This window comes from Thioalkalivibrio sp. ALE12 (assembly GCF_000381105.1).
In the GTDB taxonomy this organism is placed as follows: domain Bacteria; phylum Pseudomonadota; class Gammaproteobacteria; order Ectothiorhodospirales; family Ectothiorhodospiraceae; genus Thioalkalivibrio.
In genome coordinates, this window is the sequence record NZ_KB905910.1 from 92,393 (window position 1) to 112,289 (window position 19,897).

The following is a 19,897-nucleotide window of genomic DNA, read 5'->3' on the forward strand; positions in this document are numbered from 1 at the left end:
CTCCATCCTCAGAACTCCTCCCATTCTTCGGAGGCCTCCTGGCGCGAGGGGGCCGGGGCCGGGCGCTTGCTGGCGGCGTTGCCACTGGCAGAGGTGGGCCGCTTCAGCGCGGAGGCGCCGCTCTGGGCGGGCGCGCCCGCCGGGGCTGGACGGGCACTCGGCTGCCTCATCGCCTGCCCGGCGGCCGCGGCCTGCTCGCCCTTGAAGAAGCTCATCAGCTCCAGCAGTTCGCGCGACTGGTCGTCCAGGGATTCGCTGGCGGCCGCGGCCTCCTCGACCAGGGCGGCATTCTGCTGGGTCACCTCGTCGAGCTGGGTCACGGCCTTGTTGATCTCGTCGAGGCCGGTGGACTGCTCCTCGCTGGCCGCGGCGATCTCGGCAATGATGTCGGAGACCTTCTTCACCGAGTCGACGATGTCCTCCAGGGCCTTGCCGGAGTTGTCGACCAGCTTGCTGCCTTCGCCGATGCGCTCCACCGAGTCGTTGATCAGGGTCTTGATCTCCTTGGCGGCCTGCGCACTGCGCTGGGCCAGGTTGCGCACCTCGGTGGCGACCACCGCGAAGCCGCGGCCCTGCTCACCCGCGCGGGCGGCTTCCACGGCGGCATTCAGTGCCAGCAGGTTGGTCTGGAATGCGATCTCGTCGATCACGCCGATGATGTCGGCGATCTTCTTCGAGGACTGGTTGATCTCGCCCATCGCGGTCACGGCCTTGTCGACCACCTCGCCGCCTTCCTGGGCCTTGTCGCGGGCGGCGCTGGCGAGCTGATTGGCCTGCTTGGCGTTGTCCGCGTTGGACTTGACCGTGGAGGTCATCTCTTCCATTGACGAGGCGGTCTCCTCCAGCGAGGAGGCCTGTTCCTCGGTGCGCTGGGACAGGTCGGTATTGCCCTGGGCGATCTCGGCCGAGGCCGAACGGACGTTGCCCGCGCCTTCGAGGATCTGCCCCACGAGCTGGTCGAGGTTCTCCAGCGAGGTGTGGATGGCGTCGCGGAACTCGGCGAATTCGCCGCGGAACTCGCCCTGCATGCGCACGCTCAGATCGCCCTCGGCCATGGCCTGCATCACCCGAGAGCCCTCGCGCACCGGCGGGACGACGGCGTCGAGCAGCTCGTTCAGGCTCTCGGCGATACTTTGGGTGAATCCGCTGTAGCGCTCGGTCTCCAGGCGTTCGCCCAGGTTGCCGCTTGCCGCGTCGCGGATCAGGGTATCGATCTCGGCCTCGGCGGTCCGCATCTCGGTGACATCCCGCCACTCCAGCATGTTGCCGGCATAATTGCCGTCGTCGTCGATGATCGCGGTCGCGTTAATCCAGAAGCGCAGGTCGCCCAGGCTGATTTCGGTTTCGTACGGCAGCCTGGACGGGTCCTTCAGGATGGAATGCTGATGCGACGGGACCGAGTGAAACTGGTCAATGGACTGACCCACCATGTTGTATGGGTCGAAGCCTGGAAACGCCTTGGTGAAGGCCTCGCGGTGTTTCTGGAACATCGCGGTCAGGGCGGCGTTGGCGAAGGTGATGGTCATGTTCTCGTCACACATCATGAGCGAGGACGAGGCGCCGTTGATCGCGGCCGCAAAGCGCGCGCGCTCGCGGTCCGCCTCGTTCCATTCCGTCACGTCCTGCCACTCGACCATGCTGCCGATGATCCTGCCGTTGTCATCGGTGATCCCGGATGCCTGCAGCTTGAATTCGAGTCCACCGACCTCGATCTCGGCGGTGTAGGGCATGCGTGCAGGGTTCGACAGGATGGCGCGCTGATGTGACGGGTCCTTGTGGAATTGGTCGATCGACTGTCCCACGAGGTTGTCCGGATCGAAGCTCGGGAAGTGCTGCTGCAGGATGTGGCGGCGTTTCCGCAGCAGACTGACGACCGCCTCGTTGGCGTAGATGATGTTCATATCGTCGTCACACATCATCACCGCCATTTGCGACCCCTCGCAGGCGGCACGCATGAAGCGGCCGTCCATCATCTCGTTCGGGTCGGTTTCTGGGGCGTCGGTTTGCGGATTGGCGGCCATGGGGGTGTCCTCGCTTGGCTTGTTCGTATGGCGCGCGGCCGAGTTGCGGCGGCGGGCGGGTTTGTTGGTTTTCGGCGTCTCGGTTTTCGGGCCGGACTTGGTTTCGGGGGCGGCTTCGTCCGAAGCCGGGCGCTCGCTCGGGGCCTCGTCGGAGCCCGGTTCGCGGGCCGCGCTGGATGGGTCCATCCAGCCCAGCGGGTCGTTGCCCAGCTTGTTGCGTTTGCGTGTCGTCATGGCCCGTGTTCTCCCTGGCTCGCGGCTCAGGCGTGTGCCGCCGTCGGGCGGGTGTTGGTTGGCGCCCCGGCCGCGATCAGGTCGGCGGCCAGTTGCTGGAAGTCCGCGGCCGCGCGGTGGCGCGGCTGGTACTCGAAGATCGTCTGCCCGAAGCTCGGGCTCTCGGCCAGCACCACCGACTCGCGGATGGTGGTGGGCAGCAGGGCATCGGCGAAGTGTTCGCGGATGCGCTCGCGCACCTCGCGGGCGTGGCGGCGCTGTTCGACAAAGCGCGACAGCACGATCCACTTGCGACGGCTCGTACCCAGGCGCGCCTCGATGCCCTGCAGGATGCGCATCAATCGCGACAGCCCGTTCAGGGCCAGGAAGTCTCCGGCGACCGGGATCAGCATCTCGTCGGCGGCGATGATGGCGTTCATACCCAGCAGGCCGGCCGACGGCGGGCAGTCGATCAGCACGAAATCGAAGGGCTGTTCCAGTCTTTCCAGCGCCTTCTGCAAGCGCCAGCCACGCGCGGCTCCACCCTCGTTCAGGTTCTCGACCTCCTGCAGCTGTTCTCCGGCGGCGACGATCTGCAGCCCGTTCCCGGCTTCGCTGAAGGCGTCCTCCAGGCGCGCGCCACCCTGCAGGACCTGATCCAGGCCGGCCGGGTCCTCCAGCCCGAAGGCCATGGAGAGATGCCCCTGCGGGTCGGCGTCGATCGCCAGCACCCGATGCCCGGCCAGGGCCAGGGCATGCGCCAGGTTCAGGGTCACGGTCGTCTTGCCGACGCCGCCCTTCTGGTTGATCACCGCGATGGTCCGCATGGTTCCCCGGCAGCCCCCGGCTACGCCGTGGCTTCCGCTGCGATAGCGTCGGTGCTGGCAATCAGGCCCGGGCCGAGCAGGGTGTCGATGTCCAGCATCAGGATCATCTTGTCGTCGACCGTCGCCAGGCCACGCACGAAGTCGATCCCGATGCGGGTGTTGAAGTCGGGGGCCGGCTGCATGTCGTCCGCGCCCACGCTGTAGACCTCGGACACGGCATCGACGACGATCCCCATCACGCGCTCGCGGTCCTCGTTGATCACGCGCAGCATGATCACCACGGTGGTCGGGCCGTACTCCATCGGCTCCATGCCGAAGCGCAGGCGCATGTCGATGATCGGCACGATCATCCCGCGCACGTTGATCACCCCGCGGATGTAGTCCGGGGCATTGGGCAGCGGGGTGGGCCGCTCCCAGCCCTTGATCTCCTGCACCCGCAGGATGTCCACGCCATATTCCTCCTCCGCGAGGATGAAGGTGAGGTACTGGTCCTCGCCGGCGGTGGCGGGGTCGTGGATGGACTGGGTTGCGTCGTTCGCCATTGCGTTGGGCTCCTTGATTTTTACGCCGCGCGGGTGTCGCGCCCGGAGGCCATCCGCGCGATCCCCGCGACATCCAGGATCAGGGCCACCTGGCCGTCTCCGAGGATGGTCGCGCCGGCGGTGCCGGGGACCTTGCGGAAATTGGTTTCCAGCGTCTTGATCACGACCTGCTGTTGACCCAGGAGGTCGTCCACGCGCAGGGCGACGCGCTGGTCGTCGGCCTCGGCCACCACCAGCAGGGCGCGCTCCGGCAGCGGGCTGGGCTCGGCCCGGCCGAACAGCGCGGCCAGATCGACGATGGGGATGTATTCGTCCCGCAGCCGGTACAGCGGCAGCTTGCCGAAGGCCTGCTTCACACTCTCCGGCTGCGTCTGCAGTGACTCGACGATCGCGATCAGCGGGATCACGAAGGTCTCGTCGCCGATCTTCAGCAACTGACCGTCCATGATCGACAGCGTCAGCGGCAGGCGGATGGTCAGGCGCGAACCCTTGCCCGGTTCGGACTCCAGTTCGACGTTGCCGCCCAGGCCACGGATATTCTTCTTCACCACGTCCATGCCGACGCCGCGGCCGGAGAGATCGCTGACCTGGTCGGCGGTGGACAGCCCCGGCTCGAAGATCAGTTGCAGGATCTCGTGGCGGTCCAGTTGCTGGTTCGGGCCGACAATCCCGGCGTCGCGGGCCTTGGCCAGGATGCGGTCGGCATCCATGCCCTTGCCATCGTCGCGGATCTCGATGACCACGTTACCGCCGCGGTGGTAGGCCTCCAGACTGACCTGGCCGGTCTCGGGTTTGCCCGCCGCCGCGCGGACATCGGGCATCTCGATGCCGTGATCCACGGCATTGCGGACCAGGTGCACCAGCGGGTCGCCCAGGTGTTCCATGACCGTCTTGTCGATCTCGGTGTATTCGCCCTTCAGGGTCAGCTCGATCTGCTTGCCGAGCTGCCCGGAGATATCGTGCACCAGGCGCGGGAAGCGGTTGAAGACCTGGGCGATCGGCACCATGCGGATGCCCATCACGCTTTCCTGCAGCTCGCGGGTATTGCGCTCCAGCTCCGCCAGGCCGGTGCGCAGGCGCTCGATCTGCGCCTCCATCTGCGAGGGGTCTTCCTCCAGCTGTTCGCTGATGTCGGTCAGCATCGACTGGGTGATGACCAGCTCACCGACCATGTCGATCAGCGCATCGATCTTGCCGGTGTTCACCCGCATGGAGCTGGATTCCGCGCTGCGGTTATTGCCGGCGCGCGCAGCGGGTGGCTCGCCGGGGGTGTCTGCCGCAGGGGAATCCGGGGACGTAACCGGTTGCTCTGCCACTGTGTCCGGGGCCGTCTCGGGGACGGCAAGGGGTTCGATCTCCAGATCGCATTCGTCCTCGACCCACTCGAAGACCTCTTCGATCTGGTCGCGGGTCGCGTCCCCTTCCAGTTCCAGGGTCCAGGCGAGATAGCAGTCTTCCGGGTCGAAGGCCTCCGCGCTGTCCGGCAGGCGGTCGGTCTCGCAGTGCACGGTCAGTCGGCCCAGCTCCTCCAGCACCTCGAACATTCGCAAAGGGTCGTTGCCGGTGCGCATCAGGTCTGCAAAGGGCCGGAACCGGATGCGCCAGCCTTGCGGGCTGTCGCCGCCGGTGGGACCGGCCGCTTCGCCCGCCCCTTCAGACGTTGGGGCGGCCGGCGCGGGTTCGCCCAGATGGGCCTCGATCAGGGTGCGTACCTCGGCCACCTCGGCGGCGTCGGCCTCGCCGCCGTCACGGGCGGCATGCAGCTGGGCGCGCAGGATGTCCACCGCGCGCAGCAGCAGGTTCACCGTCTCCGGCGTCGCCTCCTGCTCGCCGTTGCGCATCCGGTCCAGCAGGGTCTCGACGCCGTGGGTGAACTCGGAGATCGCGCCGAATCCGAAGGTCCCGGCCCCACCCTTGATCGAATGGGCGCAGCGGAAGATGGTATTCAGGGTCTCCGGATCGCCGCCGTCCAGCGCCAGGAGTTCGGTCTCCATGCGCTCCAGCCCCTCGAAGCTCTCCTCGAGAAAGGCATCGACGAACTGGGCCATGTCGACCGACATGACTAGCGCAGCACCCGGTTCACGGTGTTCATCAGCTGGTCCGGGTCGAACGGCTTGACCAGCCAGCCGGTCGCACCCGCCGCCTTGCCTTCCTGTTTCTTCTCCGGGCCGGCCTCGGTGGTCAGCACCAGGATCGGGGTGAACTTGTAATCGCCCAGCTTGCGCAGTTCGCGGGTCAGTTGCAGCCCGTCCATGCCCGGCATGTTCACGTCGGTGATCACCAGGTCCGCCTTCGTCCCCTGGGCCTTGCCCAGGCCGTCGTTGCCGTCGCGCCCCTCGGTGACCTCGTGTCCGGCCTGCTTGAGGGTGAATGCGACCATCTGGCGCATCGAGGCAGAATCGTCCACCACCAGAACCTTAGCCATTGTGTTCTCCTGAATCGGTATCGTGTTCCTGCCCCGCACGCGCGGCGGCCGCGTCCGCACCGAGCGCCTGGAAGGCCTGCGTTAAGACGGCGCTTGCTCCGTCGATCGAAAAGCCCTGCGCATGGCGTGCCGCGCAGTGGCGTGCCATCAGCAGGACCTGAACCCCGGCGGCGTCGATATCGGCCACGGTCGTCGCGTCCACCTGAAGGTCCTCGCCGGCATCCAGCGCCACGCGCAGCTCCTGCCAGCAGGCGGTCGCGGTGTCGATGCGCAGGCGTTCGGGCAGCGCTATGGTGGTCATCGCCGTTACCTTTCCGTGAATTCGTTCACACTGTACAGGATCTGTACAGATATTTCCCAGCTCTTTGTAAAAAACTTGTACGGCTGCGGGTGGGAAAACTTGAGGACGGATTCACATGGAAACGTCGGCAGCGCGCTGGACTTTCGTCGCGCCAGTGTGACCAGATGCCGTGTGCGCCCGTGCAAGCCCGCTTTTTCCATGCAACCTTCGACCCCGGTGAGATGCTGAGATGGAGGCCCGTTCGCTCTACCGACTACCGGCCGACCCGGCGGCCCGGCAGGCCGCCGCGGCCTGGCTGCGGACCGCCGCAGCCCGGGGGCCGGTGCTCTGGGTGGGGCGGCATGTGCCCGACGGCCTGCCGCACGTGGCGCCGGCACAGGCCGGGCACTGGCTGGGCCACGAAGTGCAGGCCCTGGTGTTCGAGGCCGGGGATCCGCTCGCCGTGGATGCGCTGGTCACCGCGGCCGGGCTGCTGCGCGGCGGGGGCACCCTGGTGGTCCTCGACGGCGTCACCGGTGAAGGCGCGTTTACCCGCCGCTGGCGGGCCGCGCTGGCCGAGGCGTGGGTGCGGACGCCCGCATCGGCGGAGGAATGGCCCGAGGTGCCAGCCCGTCCGGCGCCCGCCTTTGCGTGGACGCCGGATCAGGCTGCGGCGCTGGATCGTCTCGCGCATCTTGGCGCCGACGAATGCCTGGCGCTGATCGCCCCGCGCGGTCGCGGCAAGTCGACCCTCCTGGGCGAATTCCTTGGCGGGACACTCCAACACGGCGGGCCCGCGATCACGCTGACGGCCCCGAGTCCGCGGGCCGTGGACGCTCTGCTGGCGCGCGCCCGCCGGTGGGTCGACACGCCGGAACGTCTCTACCGGGCACCGGATGTCCTGCTGGAAGCGGCCGAGCCCGTGGATACCCTGATCATCGACGAGGCGGCGAACCTGCCGGTGGAGCGCTTGCTGCGCCTCGCCCGCCGTGCCCGGCGCCTGGTGTTGTCCACCACGACCGGCGGCTTCGAGGGGAGTGGCCAGGGCTTCCGGCTGCGCGCGCTGCCGGCCCTGGAGGCGGCGGGTTTCCGGGTGCGGTTGCAGGCCATGGCGACCCCGGTGCGCTGGGCGCCGGGGGATCCGCTGGAGGACTGGCTCGATCGGCTGTTCCTGCTGGAGGCGGAAAGCCGGACACCGGCTACCCAGGCCGTCCGTCTGCGCTGGACGACCGGGGCGGCCCTGGCGGAGTTGCCGCAGACCCTGGAGGCCGTGACGGGCCTGCTGGCGGATGCGCACTACCGGACCCGTCCGTCCGATCTTCTGCGCTGGCTGGAGGACCCCGGCGTGCACGTGCTGTGCATGGAGGGCGTGATGGACGGGGCGCTGTTCGGCGTCGCACTGATTCAGGAGGAACCCGGCCTGGATCGGGCCCTGGCCGAGGCGGTGTGGGCGGGTGAGCGCCGTCCGCAGGGGCAGTTTCTGCCCTGCACACTGGCTGCTCTGGGGGGCTTCGAGCTGGCGGCGGAGCGAACCTGGCGCATCCAGCGCATCGCGGTGTACCCGCGCTGGCAGGGGCGGGGCCTGGGCGGCCGCCTGCTGCGGGCGGTCGCGGATCGGGCCGTTGCCGAACGGGTGGCGTTGCTGGGGGCGAGTTTCGGACTGCAGCCCGCGTTGCTGCGGCTCTGGCAGCGGGAGGGCTACGTTCTGGTGCGCGTGGGCACCCAGCCGGACGCGGCCAGTGGTCAGGTCAGTGGCGTGGTCCTGCGCGCCCTCCGGCCCCGCACGGCCTCCGGTCTGCAGCCAATCCAGCGCGCCTTCTGGCGCGACTGGCCGGTCTGGTACCCACGCTTCCTGCCCGCATCCGCCGCGGCTATGGTGAGTGCGGTCCTGGAGGCAACGGCCCGGCCGCTGGCGGAGGCCGAGCCGCACACCGACCTCGCGGAGGTTCGGGCCTTTGCGTACCGCGCGCGGCCGTTGGAATGGGTGTTGCCGGCCTTGCTGCGGCAGCTGGAGGCGGCCCCGCCGGCCGATCCGGAAGGCCGCCTGCTGGCGGCGACCCTAGCCGCGCCCGTTGACTGGGATAAGCGGGCGCGTGAGCTCGGGGTGTCCGGGCGGCGCGGCGTCACCCGCAGGCTGCGCCGCGCCGCCCGGGCCTGGCTGGAGACCCGTAGCCCGTAGCCCGTAGTCCGGGTCAGAGCCGGAACTGCGCCAGGGCCTGCTGGATCTCCTTTTCCACCTGCTTGAGCTCGTCGGAGGCGGCGCTGACCCGGTCGGCGGTGTTGGCCGACTGATCCGCCTCGTCGGAGATCTGCACGATATTGCGGTTGATATCCTCGACCACCGTGCTCTGCTGGCGCGAAGCGACCGCGATCTGCTCGGTCATCTCCACGATGGTGGTGACCGACTGCCGGATCTGCTGCAGGGCGCCGTTGACCTCGGCGGTATGCTCCATGGTCGACTCGGCCTCTTCCTGACCCTGTTCCATGGCCTTGACGGCACTGGTGGTGGCGGTTTGCAGGCGCGAGATCATGGACTCGATCTCGTCGGTGGATTCCTGTGTGCGGGTCGCGAGCTTGCGGACCTCGTCGGCGACCACCGCGAAGCCGCGGCCATGTTCGCCGGCGCGGGCGGCCTCGATGGCCGCGTTCAGGGCCAGCAGGTTGGTCTGCTCGGCGACCCCGCGGATCACCTCGAGGATGGTCCCGATCTGCTTGGAGTCCTCGCCCAGCTTGGAGACGGTCCCGGCGGCCTGCTCGACGGTGCCGAGCAGCGAGGCCATGGACTCGATGTTCTTCTCCATCACCTCGGAGCCATTGTTCACCGCATCCCCGGCTTCCTGGCCGGCCTGGGAGGTCGCGTCGGTGTTGCGCGCGATCTCCTCGGCGCTGCTTTGCAGCTCGTTGATCGCGGTGGCGACACGCTCGGTCTCGTCGCGCTGGCGCGAGACCGCCTCGCGGGCCTCGTAGGCCTCCTGGTTCAGGTTCTCGGTGGCGCGGTTGAGTGTCTCGGTGCTGCCGCGTGCGTGGCCGATGGCCTGGGCGATCTTGTCGGTGAAGCGGTTGAACGCACGGCCGAGCTGGGCGGTTTCGATCAGGCCGTTCTCGTCCAGACGGCGGCTCAGATCGCCATCGCCATCGGCGATCTCCTCGAGCGCCGCGGTGGAGTGGGCCAGCGCGCGCCGCACGACCAGGATGATGAACACCGCGCCGGCCAGCCCGAGGATCACGCCGATCAGGGCCAGGATGCCCTGGGTCGTCTGGGTGGCGCGCATGTCGGCGGTCAGGGCGGCGGCGCTGCGTTCGGCGCGGGCAGTGATGCGCTCGCTGAGTCCTTGCAGATGATCGCGGGCCTCGACCAGCAGCGGGCCGATCTCGGTCCGAATCAGGTAGGCATCCTGCAGGGCCTGTTCGCTGCCGTGGATCTCGATCAGGTCGTCCAGCGCGGTGTTCTGGGTATCCAGGGCCATCTGGAAGTCTTCCAGCGCGATCTGCTGTTCGAAGTCGAGATCGTCGAACTGGTCCATCAGCTGCGCGGTGATGTCGTTGGTGCGGGTCGAGAACAGGCGCACGTTCTCACGGAAGGCGTCATCGCGGAAGGCGATGAACCCGCGCAGGTTGGAGGTGACCTGGACCACCGACATGCGCAGCTCATGCAGGGTGTCGAGACGGTCCCAGGAACGCTGGAAGCGCGGCAGGGCCATCTCGGCGTCGATCATCATGTTGGTCTGCTGGGTCATCTCGCGGCTGGCCGGGTTGGCCCGGGCGTTGGCGATTCCCAGGGCCGGCATGTTCTCGGCCGCGTTCTCCGCCACCTCGATCAGGCGGTCCTCGAAGCTGGCGAACTGATCCACCAGGCGGCGTACCTCGGTCGCGCTGGCGGCGAGTTCCTCGTCGGCCGCGATGACCGGATTCTCGTTCAGGGCCCGCGTGGCCGCATCGAGCTCGCGCATCGCGTTTTGCCATGCATCGCGATGCGACTGCTCCTCGCTCATCAGGTAGAAGCCGAGAAACGCCGCGCTCTCCTGCAGCAGCTGCTCGACATCGTTGACCCGGGCGACGGCCGGGTAGTCAGCCTGCGTGAGCTGCTCGACCCCCTGACTGCCCGTGCTCATCGCGCGCAGTGCCAGCAGGGAGTTGATGATCAGGATGGCGACGACCAGGCCGAACCCGGCAATCAGCAGCCCCCGGATGGAGAGTTTGTCCAGCATGCGATGACTCCTTCAGCGCGCCCTGTCCCGGGCGCTTCGCGAACCGGCCGCGGTCTCGGAGAGCGCGGACCCGAAAGGTGGCTATTCAACCCCTGTTACGGCAGACCCCCGGCAGAGTTGAGGGGTGGCCGGAAACCCGAGTGTAGACGCGCCGACGCTCAACCGGATTCCAGCTGCTCCCAGCGCTCGAAGCAGTGGGCCAGCTCGGCCTCCACGGTCTCGAGCCGCGCCTGCAGGTCGCGCATGCGTTCACCGTCGCGCAGGGCCTCGGGATCGGTCATCGCCGTGGTCAGTTCCTGTTGCTCGGTCTCCAGGGCCTCGATCCGGGCCGGGAGGGCCTCCAGTTCGCGCGCATCCTTGTAGGACAGCTTGCGCGGGGTCGCCGTAGCGTTTTCCGATGTCTGCGGCGATGGTTCGGGAGCGGGCTCGGCCCGCGGCTCCGGGGCGCCGGGGCGGGCGGCGGCCGCGGTTTCGCCCTCCAGCAGCCGCTGCGTGACGCGTTCGGGCAGGTCGGACCAGCCACCCACGAACTCTTCCACCGACCCGTCGCCCGGCAGGACCAGGGTCGAGGTCGCGACATTGTCCAGAAACGAGCGGTCGTGGCTGACCACGATCACCGTCCCGGTGTACTCGATCAGGAGCTGTTCCAGCAGCTCCAGGGTCTCCACATCGAGGTCGTTGGTGGGTTCGTCGAGCACCAGCAGATTTGCCGGGCGCAGGAACAGCTTGGCCAGCAGCAGGCGATTGCGCTCGCCCCCGGACAGCGCCGACACCGGCTGGCGGGAACGTGATGGCGGGAACAGGAAGTCTTCCAGGTAGGACAAAATGTGCCGGCTCTCGCCATTGACCATCACCCGGTCGCGCCCCTCGCCGACCGCGTCCTGCACCGTGGTGTCCTCGTCGAGATGCGCGCGCGCCTGGTCGAAGTACGCGATCTCCAGCTGGGTGCCCAGCTTCACGTGACCGGCCAGCGGCTCCATCTGTCCGAGCAGGCCGCGCAGCAGGGTCGTCTTGCCCGCGCCGTTGGGTCCGACGATGCCCAGGGCATCGCCGCGTTGCAGCAGCAGGTTCACGTCCCTGACGATGGGTTTTTCGTAGCCGAAATCGGCGTGTTCCGCCTCGATCACCAGCCGGCCCGAACGCTGTTCCGGGCTCAGCTTCATCTTGACCTGGCCGCTGCGTTCGCGACGCTCGGCGCGCTTCTTGCGCAGGGCCTGCAGTGCCCGCACGCGCCCCTCGTTGCGGGTACGCCGTGCCTTGATGCCCTGGCGCACCCAGGCCTCCTCCTGCGCCAGCTTGCGGTCGAACTCCGCGCGCTGGGTGGCCTCGGTCTCCAGGCGTTCGGCCTGGCGCTCGCGGAATTCCTCGATCGACGGCGGATGTTCATACAGCTGCCCGCGGTCCAGCTCCAGGATGCGGGTGGCTACACTCTCCATGAACTGGCGGTCATGGCTGATGAAGACCACGGTCAGGCCGCTCTCGAGCAGGAACTCTTCCAGCCAGCGGATCGCGGCCACGTCGAGATGGTTGGTCGGTTCGTCGAGCAGCAGCAGCTGCGGGCGCTGCACCAGCTCGCGTGCCAGCCAGACCCGGCGCTTGAGTCCGCCGGACAGCGCGGCGAACTCCGCCTCGGGGTCCAGGCTCAGACGGGAGATGGTGGTCTCCACCCGGTTCTGCAGGCTCCAGCCATCGATGGCGTCGAGCTGCGACTGCACTGGCCCCATCTTCTCCAGGGCATCCATGTCGCCGCCGGCCGCGGCCTGGCTCAGGTGGTGGAAGCGCTCCAGCAGGCGCCCGGCCTCGCCCAGGCCCTCGGCCACGACATCGAACACCGTCCCTTCAATGCCCGGGGGCAACTCCTGGGTCAGGTAGGCGGTGGTGAGGCCGTCCTGGCAGGTGATCTCGCCCGAATCCGCCTGCGCCTCGCCGTTGAGCACCTTGAGCAGGGTGGATTTGCCCTCTCCGTTGCGCCCGGCGATGGCGACGCGCTCGCCGGGTTCCAGGCTCAGGTTGATGCCGTCGAGCAGGGCGGCCATGCCGTAGGCCAGGTGGATGTTGCGCAGGGTGAGCAGTGCCATTCGAGTTCCGGTCGCGAGCGAGTTTTGTAGCGGGCGCCAAGCCTATCACCTTGGCGCTCTGCGGCGTGCGGTTGGCTGCGTCCAGCCGCCTGCCTCGTGGTGGCTGGTCCTCTTTCGTCATCTGGTGTTTACGGTGCCTTCGGTCCGCATACTGCCCGGCGCTGACTCGCCAGCGCGCCGCGCCCGTTGTTGATCAAAAACGGGCTTCTTTGCTCGTGCAAAGAAGTACCCAAGAAACACGCCCGACTGCCGCGACCCCGGCCCGCTGTGCGGGCCGGGGTTTCCCTCGCTCCGAGGGTTTTCGCGGGCGGCGCTGAACTCGCTGCGCCTTCGGCTCCGCTCAGACATCCAGCGCCTTTTTCCCCGCGAAAACCCTCTCCACTCGGCGCGACGACAACGGGGGATTCAAGGTCAAGACAACAGCCGTCCCGACGGTCGTGCCAGTGGAGGATGGCTAACTTTTCGGACATCTTGGGCACGCTCGGCCCTCGGCCGTTGCGTGCCGCGCCCGCAGGGCGGGCGCCAGGGGCTTTCGAGCGGCGTTGCCTATGGTTAGGCGCAAACATGGGGATGCGTTCGGTTTTGACCTTCGCCTCCCGTATGGAGCCCCTTGCGGAAGGGTTCTCGGGCCGGGAGAAGGCGCTGGATGTCTGAGCGAAGCGCAGCGTAGCGAGTTCAGCGCCGCCGGCCCGAGGGCCCTGGAGCAAGGTTCCCGGGCGGAATCCGGGTGCCCTTCTTTGGGCACTTTCTTGGGCAAGCAAGAAAGTGCCTCGGGGCGCGCTGGCGAGTCAGCGCCTGGCAGTATGTGGACCGAAGGCACCGTGAACACCCGAGGCCGAACCAGGACCAGCCACCACGAGGCAGGCGGCCGGACGGAGGCACGTAAAACCGAGAGCGCAAAGCCTGTCTCGCTGGGGGCGAGGGCAAGAGAGGGCCGCGCGTCAGGCCTCGCCCATGAGCCAGGCGCTGGCGGCGCCGGCCAGACTCATCAGCGCGAGGACGAAGATCGCCACCTCGGTGCCCGCCAGCTGCGCCAGCAGCCCGAACAGCCCCCCGATCAGCAGCAAGCCACCAATCACCGTGTTGCTGACCGCGGTGAACGCCGCCCGGGTTTCCTGGGTCGCCATGTCGACCAGGTACGTCTTGCGCCCCAGGCGCACACCGGCATGACTGACCCCGAGCAGGAAGAATAACGCCGCATAGAGCCAGCCGCCGGGGACCAGTGCGTGGTCGGTATCCACCGGCACGAACCAGACGCCCACCGCGACCGCAATGCCAAGCCCGGCGGCCAGCAGACCAGACAGGATCAGCACCCAGCGTGCCGAGCGGTCGGACAGACGCCCCCAGACCGGGGCGCTGACCGCCGAGGCCAGGCCGCTGGCCAGGATCAGCAGCCCCAGGGTGCCGAGATCGCCGGCGGTGGCGTCCTCCGCGAGCAGGACGTAGAAGGGCAGGGCCAGCGCGGTGCTCATCAGCAGGGCGCGGGTCAGCACGAAGTGGCCAAAGGCGCGGTCGGTCCACAGCAGGCGCATGGAGCGGATGGCCTCGGTCACCGCGTTGCCGCCGCCCTCGGTGGAGCCCGGGTCCTCGCGCAGCCGGGTAAAGGTCGCGGCGGCCACCCACCAGGCCCCGGCCGAGGCGGCCAGCAGGGCGACGAAGACCCCGATGCCGGCCTCTTCGAGGTTCGCCAGCGTCAGGTAGATACCCAGGCCCAGGGTGAAGAAGCCGGCGAGGGAGGCGGCATAGCCCATCACGGTTCCGCGCTGGTGCTTGGCGATGGTCTTGCCGAGCACATCCTTGGAAGCCACCGAGTTGATCCCCCGCGACAGGGCAAAGACGATCAGGAGCCCGAGGATGGCCCAGCCGGCGGCGGCGCCCTCCAGGGTCAGGGCGACGACAGCCATGCCGGCGACGGCCAGGCCGGACAGGACACTGCCCAGCACCCAGAAGCCCTTGCGGATCGCCCGGCGGCGAATGGAGGCGGCAACGAACAGTTGAGGCAGTAGCGAGCCAGATTCGCGGATCGGCACCAGGAAGCCGGCGAAGGCGGCCGGGGCGCCCAGGGCGCCGAGCAGCCAGGCCAGCACCAGTCGGGCCGAGGCGAGCTCGTCGCCAATCTTGCTCAGGGTGTTGGCGACCAGGTGGACGAAGAAATTGACCGGCTGGGCGCGGCAGGCGTTTTCGGGGATGTCCTTGCAGACGCGCGCGTCCTCGTCGCCGGCAATGGTTTCGTACAGCCCGATAATCGGGCGCGGAAGCTTGTCCGGGTCGTTTTCGGTCATGAGGTCTTTCCGTTGCGTTGTCCCGTCATTGCGAGGAGCCGAAGGCGACGTGGCAACCTCCAGATGCTGGCAGGGCGGCGGGATCCGGTGGTGCCGGAAGGCAGATTGCCACGGTGCCTGCGGCACCTCGCAATGACAGGGGCGGGTGCGACGCGCTACCGGCGTCCGGCCAGCGGGTCGCTCGGGTCGACGCTGTCGCGGAACGGCTTGCGCCGGTCGAGGTTGGTCAGCTGATAGACGTTGCCCAGCCAGTTGTTGATCACCGCCAGCGCGGTGTCGTGCCAGGTGTTGTCCAGACGATCCAGCAGCAGTGCCTCGGGCAGGGCCGGGATCTCGGTGCAGTGTTCCAGGGCGGCCTCCACGTGCTCGCGGTGCTCGTCGAGGATGGCCGCGGCCTGCGGCATCAGGTAGTTCTCTGGCAGCGGCGGGTAGGCGTCGCGTTCGCCCTGGATGTAGCGCACCACCTCGCGTTTGTATTCCTTGAGCAGGCTGATCGAGTCGTATTCCGGGTGGCCCTGGAAGAAGACCATGCGAAAGCCGTCGGGCGAGGCCCCCAGATGGATCCCGGACTGGTCACTCTCCACCAGCACGCGCAGGCCGTGACGCTCGAACTGCTCGCGCGAGACGTCGTTGTAGCGCGAGTGCGGCACGTCGAAACGGGTGTTCACGCCGGTGACCAGCGGATGCCCGCGGTCCACCACGCGATGCGGGAACACGCCCCACAGCTTCTCGCCCATATGCCGGCGGTGCTCGCCGTAGCGCGCCTGCAGCACGGCGTGGGTCGCCAGGCAGGAGCACAGCGTGGAGGTCACGTTCTCCCAGGCCCAGTCGACCACCTCGGCCAGCGGCTCCCAGAAGGGTTCCAGGGCCAGATCCGGCTGGGTCACGTTGGCGCCGGTGATGATCAGCGCGTCGAGGCCCTCCTTCTTCAGGTCCTCGAAGGACTCGTAGTACTGCTTGACGTGGTCGCGCCCCTTCGGCCCGCGCTTGAGTTGCGGCAGGGTGAACGGGTGGATATAGAACTGCGCGATCTGGTTGCTCTCGCCGATCAGGCGAAAGAACTGGCGCTCGGTGGCCGCGAGGGCGGCGTCCGGCATCATGTTCAGCAGCCCGATATGCAGGGCGCGGATCTCCTGCTGCTGCGCGAAGTCGCTGGGCAGGACGGTCTCGCCCTCGCTCTTCAGGCGGGCAAAGGTGGGCAGGTCGGAGTAGGCGACAAGTGGCATTACAGACGCGCCTCCCGTTCCAGGGCCATGCAGACCAGGTCGTCGAAGTCGGCCGCGTTGCGCACCCGCGCCAGTTCCGTGGTGCTGATGGTGTAGCCGTGACTCTCGGCGATCGCCTCGTAGCGCGGCAGGCGCGCGCGGAACAGCCGCGAGAAGACCCAGCGCACGAAGGCGTCGGGGTCGATCTGGGCGACGTAATCCAGCCCCTCGTCGCGCATGTATTCGGCCAGCTGCTGGTCGAGGAAGGCCTCGCGGTAGTACAGCGGCTTGGGATCGCTCTCGGCGCGCTCGATCAGCTGGCGCTCGTCCTCGTCGGTCGCCTTGATGTAGAGGATCAGCGTGTGTTCCGCGAGGGTTTCCAGCACGCCGGGGCTGTCCAGCTCGCAGACCGAGCCGCCGGCATCGTTGACGAAGTGCGGATAGCCGAACAGCGTCTGGGACTTGCTGATGAAGTCGGGCACGTCGAGCATGGCCTGCACCTCGGCTTCGTGGTGCAGGGTCTGGCGGCGCTTGAACTCGGTCAGCGGCAGCCCGCCCAGCTCCGGGTTGCCGAGCTTGCCGAGGAAGCTCGCCACCGGGTGCAGGTTGTCCACCGTGATGTTGTTGATGATCTGGATCGAGTCCGAGCGCAGCAGGTCGCGCAGGAACGGCACGGCCATCGCCTGGGCCTTGATGTTGTCCAGGATCGGTTCGCTCAGGTAGCGCGTGCCGATGCGGTAGTCGCCGGAGTAGTGGAACCAGTCCTCGCGCCGCAGCATGTTGGACAGGCGCGTCTTGCCGACACCGGACATCCCCAGCAGGGTGATGCGGCGGTGGTCCTGATTGCGGTACTCGTCGGGGGTCAGGCGCATGGCTCGGGTTCGGTTAGCGTCGCAGGATGAACAGGATACCGGCGATCACCGCCAGGCCGCTGATGACGTAGTGGTCGTACTGGAACTGCAGCCCCAGCAGACCGCGCAGGCCGAACAGGATCAGCCAGGCGCCGAGCAGAATATTTCCCAGAATGCGCATCCGTGCGTGTCTCCCGGTTCGTGATTAGCGGATCAACTGGCTCAGTTCGCGGAACTGCGGATCGGCCGCGTCGCGCAGCCATTCGAAGAGCACCGATTCGTGATTGGTGATGATGGCGCCGGCGGCGCGCAGGCGCTCCAGGCCGTTGCGCTTGCGCCCGACGTCGCGCGAGCAGACCCCGTCCTCGACCACGAACACGGTCACCCCCGCCTCCAGTAACTCCAGCGCCGTCTGGGTCACGCAGATGTGGGCCTCCGCGCCGGTCAGGATGATCTGATCGCCGCGGGTCAGGCGCGCCTGCAGGTCCGCTTCGGCGCAGCAGGAGAAGGCGGTCTTGTCGGTGACCGCCCCGTGTCCATCCAGCGCCTGTTGCAGGGTTGCGGTGACCTCGCCCAGGCCCCTGGGATACTGGCGCGAGACCTCGATCGGGATGCCCAGCGTGCGCGCGGCCTCGATCAGGCGCGCGGTATTGCGCTCCACCTCGGCGCGGTCGGCCTCCTGCATTGCCGCCAGCAGGCGTTCCTGCAGGTCGATCAGGACCAGGCGCGAGTGCGCGCGCTCGCAGCGGGCCCGCGGATTGTGCGCGACGGAGGCGGCCATTACTCCAGCAGGTCGTCGATGGCCTCGAGGTCGGCCACGCTCAGGCGGCCGGCCGCGCGCTGCAGGCGCAGGGATTCGCCGAGGAAGCCGTAGCGGGCCTCGGCGTAGTCGCGTTCGGCGCGGAAGACCTCGCGCAGGGCGAGCAGGACGTCCACCTGGGTGCGGGTGCCAACCTCGAAGCCGGCCTCGGCCGCCTCGAACGCGGACTGGGTCGAGGCCAGGGCCTGCTCCAGGGCGCGCACGCGCGAGCTGTTCGAGATCACCGACAGGTAGGCGCTGCGGGTGTCCTGAGTGGTGCGGCGCTCCACCAGCGACTGGCCTTCCTGCGCGGCCTGGAAGTCCTCGCGGGCCTGGCGGGTCAGGGCGCTGACGCGCCCACCGGTGTAGAGCGGGATCTCCAGTTGCACGCCGACCTGGGCGTCGGTGCCCTCGAAAAACGCGCCTCCGGAACTTGGCGGGATGTCCAGGCCGTGGTAACGGTTCTCGCGGACCGATGCGTTCAGGTTGAGCCGCGGCAGGCCCTCGGCGCGCTGGCGCTGGATCTGTTCGCGGGCGGTCTCGGTGCTCAGGCGCTGGGCGGCCAGTTCCAGGTTGTTGGCGAGCGCGATATCGACCCAGGCCTGCGGATCGGCCGGGTCCGGCGGGGTCAGCTCGGCCTCGTCGCGCAGCATGTCCAGCTCGTCCCAGTAGGTATTGGTGATCACCGCGAGCTGCTCGCGGGTCAGGTCCAGCTGGTTCGCGGCGGCGATGCGCTCGGCCTCGGCGATGTCGCGCTGGGCCTGGGCTTCGGTGACGTCGGTACGGGCGACCAGGCCGACATCGAAGCGGCGCTGGGTCTGTTCCAGCTGGCGCTCGATCGCCTCGACCTCGGCCTCGCGGAAGGCCAGGGTTTCCTGTGCGATGAGCACGTCGAAGTAGGCCTGGGCCACGCGCAGGATCAGGTCCTGGCGGGCGGCATCCAGTTCGGCCTCGGCGCGGGCGATCTCGAGATCCACCTGGGCCAGTTCGATGTAGTTGCGGCGGTCGTAGAGGCTCTGGGCGAGGTTGACGCCGAAGCTGGTCTGGCGCCCATCAATGCTCGGTTCATTGCGGCCGTCGCGGTAGAACGCGCCGGCCTCGGCCTGCCCGGAGATCTGCGGCAGCAGGGCGGAGCGCGCGAGCGGCCGGTTCTCCAGCACGCTGCGGTACTCCGCCTCGGCGGTGCGCAGTTCGGCGTCTTCCGCGGCCGCGCGCTCGTAGACCTCCATCAGGCTGGAGGCGGTGGCGGGGGCCGAGATCACCAGGGCCAGCCCGGCGGCGGCGAGAAGCGACGGCAGACGGTTCATGGACGCGACTCCGGAGGATATTAGGAAACGCCTATCCTATCAGAGCATGTTCCGGCATGGGGCCTCCGGCGCGCGCCCCGTGCCGGGGCGCAGGCGACCGGCTCAGAATTCGAACGCGGGCTTCGGCTCGAAGCCGACCAGCGGCTTCACGCGGGTCTCGAACAGGCCCTCGTGGCGGCAGTCATCTTCGGTGGTGCGGGTGATCAGCTGGGCCTCCATGATCGGGCCATCGCCAGTCACCACGAACAGCCGGCCGCCGAGCGTCAGGTAGGGCTCGAGGAAGTCGTCGTATTCGGTCATGCCGCCAGTGAGGATGATCGCGTCGTAACGCGGGCGCGGCGGGGTCCAGTCACGGGTCACCGTGGCGGTGCGCAGGTGAGCGTTATCAACGCCCAGATCCGTCAGGCGGTTACGCGCCGCGAGACGCAGCTCGTCGATCCGCTCGATGCTGTCGACCCGGGCCGCGAGGTGGGCCAGGCAGGCCGTCACGTAACCGGAACCGGTGCCGATCTCCAGTACCGTCTCGGTGGGCTGCGGCGACACGGCCTGCAGCAGCCGGCCGACCACCACCGGCGGCAGGGTGTTTTCGCCGTGCCCCAGCGGGATCTCGGAATCCGCATATGCCAGGGCCTGGTAGGGCTCGGGCATGAAGCGTTCACGCGGCAGGGTTTCCATCACGTCCAGCACGCGCGTATCGAGCACGTCCCAGGGGCGAACCTGCTGCTCGACCATGTTGATCCGGGCCTTGGCGAAATCCATCGCGGTTTCCTCTGTACGCTAAACAGCCGCGAAAGAGTACGTTCACGCGCCGAAACAGGCAAGTAGGAGGCCAGCCCTCTGGCCGATGGGGTCTGGTCAA

Annotated in this window: 17 protein-coding genes; 2 read left to right on the forward strand and 15 right to left on the reverse strand. The window is 68.2% G+C overall.

The window, feature by feature from the left end:
* Positions 1–8: 8 nt before the first annotated feature.
* From F614_RS0110195 to F614_RS0110220, 6 genes are read right to left on the reverse strand one after another with little or no spacing between them, the layout of a single operon-like run.
* A complete protein-coding gene (locus F614_RS0110195; protein ID WP_019558837.1) occupies positions 9–2,255 on the reverse strand; it encodes a methyl-accepting chemotaxis protein in 2,247 nt (748 codons plus the stop codon).
* A 26-nt stretch (positions 2,256–2,281) separates the two neighbouring features.
* Positions 2,282–3,061, reverse strand: coding sequence for a ParA family protein (locus F614_RS0110200; protein ID WP_018866667.1), 780 nt, complete (start codon positions 3,059–3,061; stop codon positions 2,282–2,284).
* A 20-nt stretch (positions 3,062–3,081) separates the two neighbouring features.
* Positions 3,082–3,603: a chemotaxis protein CheW gene (locus tag F614_RS0110205; protein WP_019558838.1), complete on the reverse strand. Its 522-nt coding sequence runs from the start codon at positions 3,601–3,603 to the stop codon at positions 3,082–3,084.
* Between the two features lie 20 nt (positions 3,604–3,623).
* Positions 3,624–5,663, reverse strand: a complete 2,040-nt coding sequence (locus F614_RS0110210) for a chemotaxis protein CheA (protein WP_019558839.1) — start codon at positions 5,661–5,663, stop codon at positions 3,624–3,626.
* Between the two features lie 2 nt (positions 5,664–5,665).
* A complete protein-coding gene (locus F614_RS0110215; protein WP_018866670.1) occupies positions 5,666–6,028 on the reverse strand; it encodes a response regulator in 363 nt (120 codons plus the stop codon).
* Positions 6,021–6,329 carry an STAS domain-containing protein gene (locus tag F614_RS0110220; RefSeq protein WP_018880076.1) on the reverse strand — a complete coding sequence of 103 codons (309 nt, stop codon included), beginning with the start codon at positions 6,327–6,329 and terminating at the stop codon, positions 6,021–6,023. Before F614_RS0110220 ends, F614_RS0110215 begins: the two co-directional genes overlap by 8 nt.
* A 229-nt stretch (positions 6,330–6,558) precedes the next feature.
* Between F614_RS0110220 and F614_RS0110225 the strand changes: the two genes are divergently transcribed.
* Positions 6,559–8,487 (forward strand): GNAT family N-acetyltransferase, encoded by a 1,929-nt coding sequence (locus tag F614_RS0110225; RefSeq protein ID WP_019558840.1) that lies wholly within the window; start codon positions 6,559–6,561, stop codon positions 8,485–8,487.
* Between the two features lie 13 nt (positions 8,488–8,500).
* On the opposite strand, the gene F614_RS0110230 is transcribed toward F614_RS0110225, so the two are convergent.
* Positions 8,501–10,516, reverse strand: coding sequence for a methyl-accepting chemotaxis protein (locus F614_RS0110230; RefSeq protein WP_018878450.1), 2,016 nt, complete (start codon positions 10,514–10,516; stop codon positions 8,501–8,503).
* Positions 10,517–10,674: 158 nt separating this feature from the next.
* Entirely contained in the window at positions 10,675–12,594 is a 1,920-nt protein-coding gene (locus F614_RS0110235; protein WP_019558841.1) for an ATP-binding cassette domain-containing protein, read from the reverse strand.
* 450 nt (positions 12,595–13,044) lie between these two features.
* On the opposite strand from F614_RS0110235, the gene F614_RS15000 reads away from it, so the two are divergent.
* Complete coding sequence (locus F614_RS15000) at positions 13,045–13,248, forward strand: hypothetical protein (protein ID WP_081618662.1); 204 nt, start codon at positions 13,045–13,047, stop codon at positions 13,246–13,248.
* Positions 13,249–13,535: 287 nt separating this feature from the next.
* Here F614_RS15000 and F614_RS0110240 read toward each other — a convergent pair whose 3' ends face one another.
* The 7 genes from F614_RS0110240 to F614_RS0110270 all read right to left on the reverse strand — a co-directional run bounded on the left by F614_RS0110240 (position 13,536) and on the right by F614_RS0110270 (position 19,797).
* Complete coding sequence (locus F614_RS0110240) at positions 13,536–14,876, reverse strand: MFS transporter (protein ID WP_019558842.1); 1,341 nt, start codon at positions 14,874–14,876, stop codon at positions 13,536–13,538.
* 155 nt (positions 14,877–15,031) lie between these two features.
* Positions 15,032–16,102 (reverse strand): homoserine O-succinyltransferase, encoded by a 1,071-nt coding sequence (locus tag F614_RS0110245; RefSeq protein ID WP_018866676.1) that lies wholly within the window; start codon positions 16,100–16,102, stop codon positions 15,032–15,034.
* Positions 16,102–16,953, reverse strand: a complete 852-nt coding sequence (locus F614_RS0110250) for a hypothetical protein (RefSeq protein ID WP_018866677.1) — start codon at positions 16,951–16,953, stop codon at positions 16,102–16,104. Before F614_RS0110250 ends, F614_RS0110245 begins: the two co-directional genes overlap by 1 nt.
* A 13-nt stretch (positions 16,954–16,966) precedes the next feature.
* Positions 16,967–17,113, reverse strand: a complete 147-nt coding sequence (locus tag F614_RS14910; protein ID WP_012983821.1) for a hypothetical protein — start codon at positions 17,111–17,113, stop codon at positions 16,967–16,969.
* A gap of 24 nt (positions 17,114–17,137) precedes the next feature.
* Entirely contained in the window at positions 17,138–17,713 is a 576-nt protein-coding gene (locus tag F614_RS0110260) for an isochorismatase family protein (protein ID WP_019558843.1), read from the reverse strand.
* Entirely contained in the window at positions 17,713–19,038 is a 1,326-nt protein-coding gene (locus tag F614_RS0110265) for a TolC family outer membrane protein (RefSeq protein ID WP_019558844.1), read from the reverse strand. Before F614_RS0110265 ends, F614_RS0110260 begins: the two co-directional genes overlap by 1 nt.
* Positions 19,039–19,140: 102 nt before the next feature.
* Entirely contained in the window at positions 19,141–19,797 is a 657-nt protein-coding gene (locus F614_RS0110270) for a protein-L-isoaspartate O-methyltransferase (protein ID WP_019558845.1), read from the reverse strand.
* Between the last annotated feature and the right edge of the window lie 100 nt (positions 19,798–19,897).

Coding starts and splice junctions, on each gene's coding strand:
- F614_RS0110195 (WP_019558837.1), bottom strand. CDS start 2,255: ATGACGACACGCAAACGCAACAAGCTGGGCAACGACCCGCTGGGCTGG.
- F614_RS0110200 (WP_018866667.1), bottom strand. CDS start 3,061: ATGCGGACCATCGCGGTGATCAACCAGAAGGGCGGCGTCGGCAAGACG.
- F614_RS0110205 (WP_019558838.1), bottom strand. CDS start 3,603: ATGGCGAACGACGCAACCCAGTCCATCCACGACCCCGCCACCGCCGGC.
- F614_RS0110210 (WP_019558839.1), bottom strand. CDS start 5,663: ATGTCGGTCGACATGGCCCAGTTCGTCGATGCCTTTCTCGAGGAGAGC.
- F614_RS0110215 (WP_018866670.1), bottom strand. CDS start 6,028: ATGGCTAAGGTTCTGGTGGTGGACGATTCTGCCTCGATGCGCCAGATG.
- F614_RS0110220 (WP_018880076.1), bottom strand. CDS start 6,329: ATGACCACCATAGCGCTGCCCGAACGCCTGCGCATCGACACCGCGACC.
- F614_RS0110225 (WP_019558840.1), top strand. CDS start 6,559: ATGGAGGCCCGTTCGCTCTACCGACTACCGGCCGACCCGGCGGCCCGG.
- F614_RS0110230 (WP_018878450.1), bottom strand. CDS start 10,516: ATGCTGGACAAACTCTCCATCCGGGGGCTGCTGATTGCCGGGTTCGGC.
- F614_RS0110235 (WP_019558841.1), bottom strand. CDS start 12,594: ATGGCACTGCTCACCCTGCGCAACATCCACCTGGCCTACGGCATGGCC.
- F614_RS15000 (WP_081618662.1), top strand. CDS start 13,045: ATGGCTAACTTTTCGGACATCTTGGGCACGCTCGGCCCTCGGCCGTTG.
- F614_RS0110240 (WP_019558842.1), bottom strand. CDS start 14,876: ATGACCGAAAACGACCCGGACAAGCTTCCGCGCCCGATTATCGGGCTG.
- F614_RS0110245 (WP_018866676.1), bottom strand. CDS start 16,102: ATGCCACTTGTCGCCTACTCCGACCTGCCCACCTTTGCCCGCCTGAAG.
- F614_RS0110250 (WP_018866677.1), bottom strand. CDS start 16,953: ATGCGCCTGACCCCCGACGAGTACCGCAATCAGGACCACCGCCGCATC.
- F614_RS14910 (WP_012983821.1), bottom strand. CDS start 17,113: ATGCGCATTCTGGGAAATATTCTGCTCGGCGCCTGGCTGATCCTGTTC.
- F614_RS0110260 (WP_019558843.1), bottom strand. CDS start 17,713: ATGGCCGCCTCCGTCGCGCACAATCCGCGGGCCCGCTGCGAGCGCGCG.
- F614_RS0110265 (WP_019558844.1), bottom strand. CDS start 19,038: ATGAACCGTCTGCCGTCGCTTCTCGCCGCCGCCGGGCTGGCCCTGGTG.
- F614_RS0110270 (WP_019558845.1), bottom strand. CDS start 19,797: ATGGATTTCGCCAAGGCCCGGATCAACATGGTCGAGCAGCAGGTTCGC.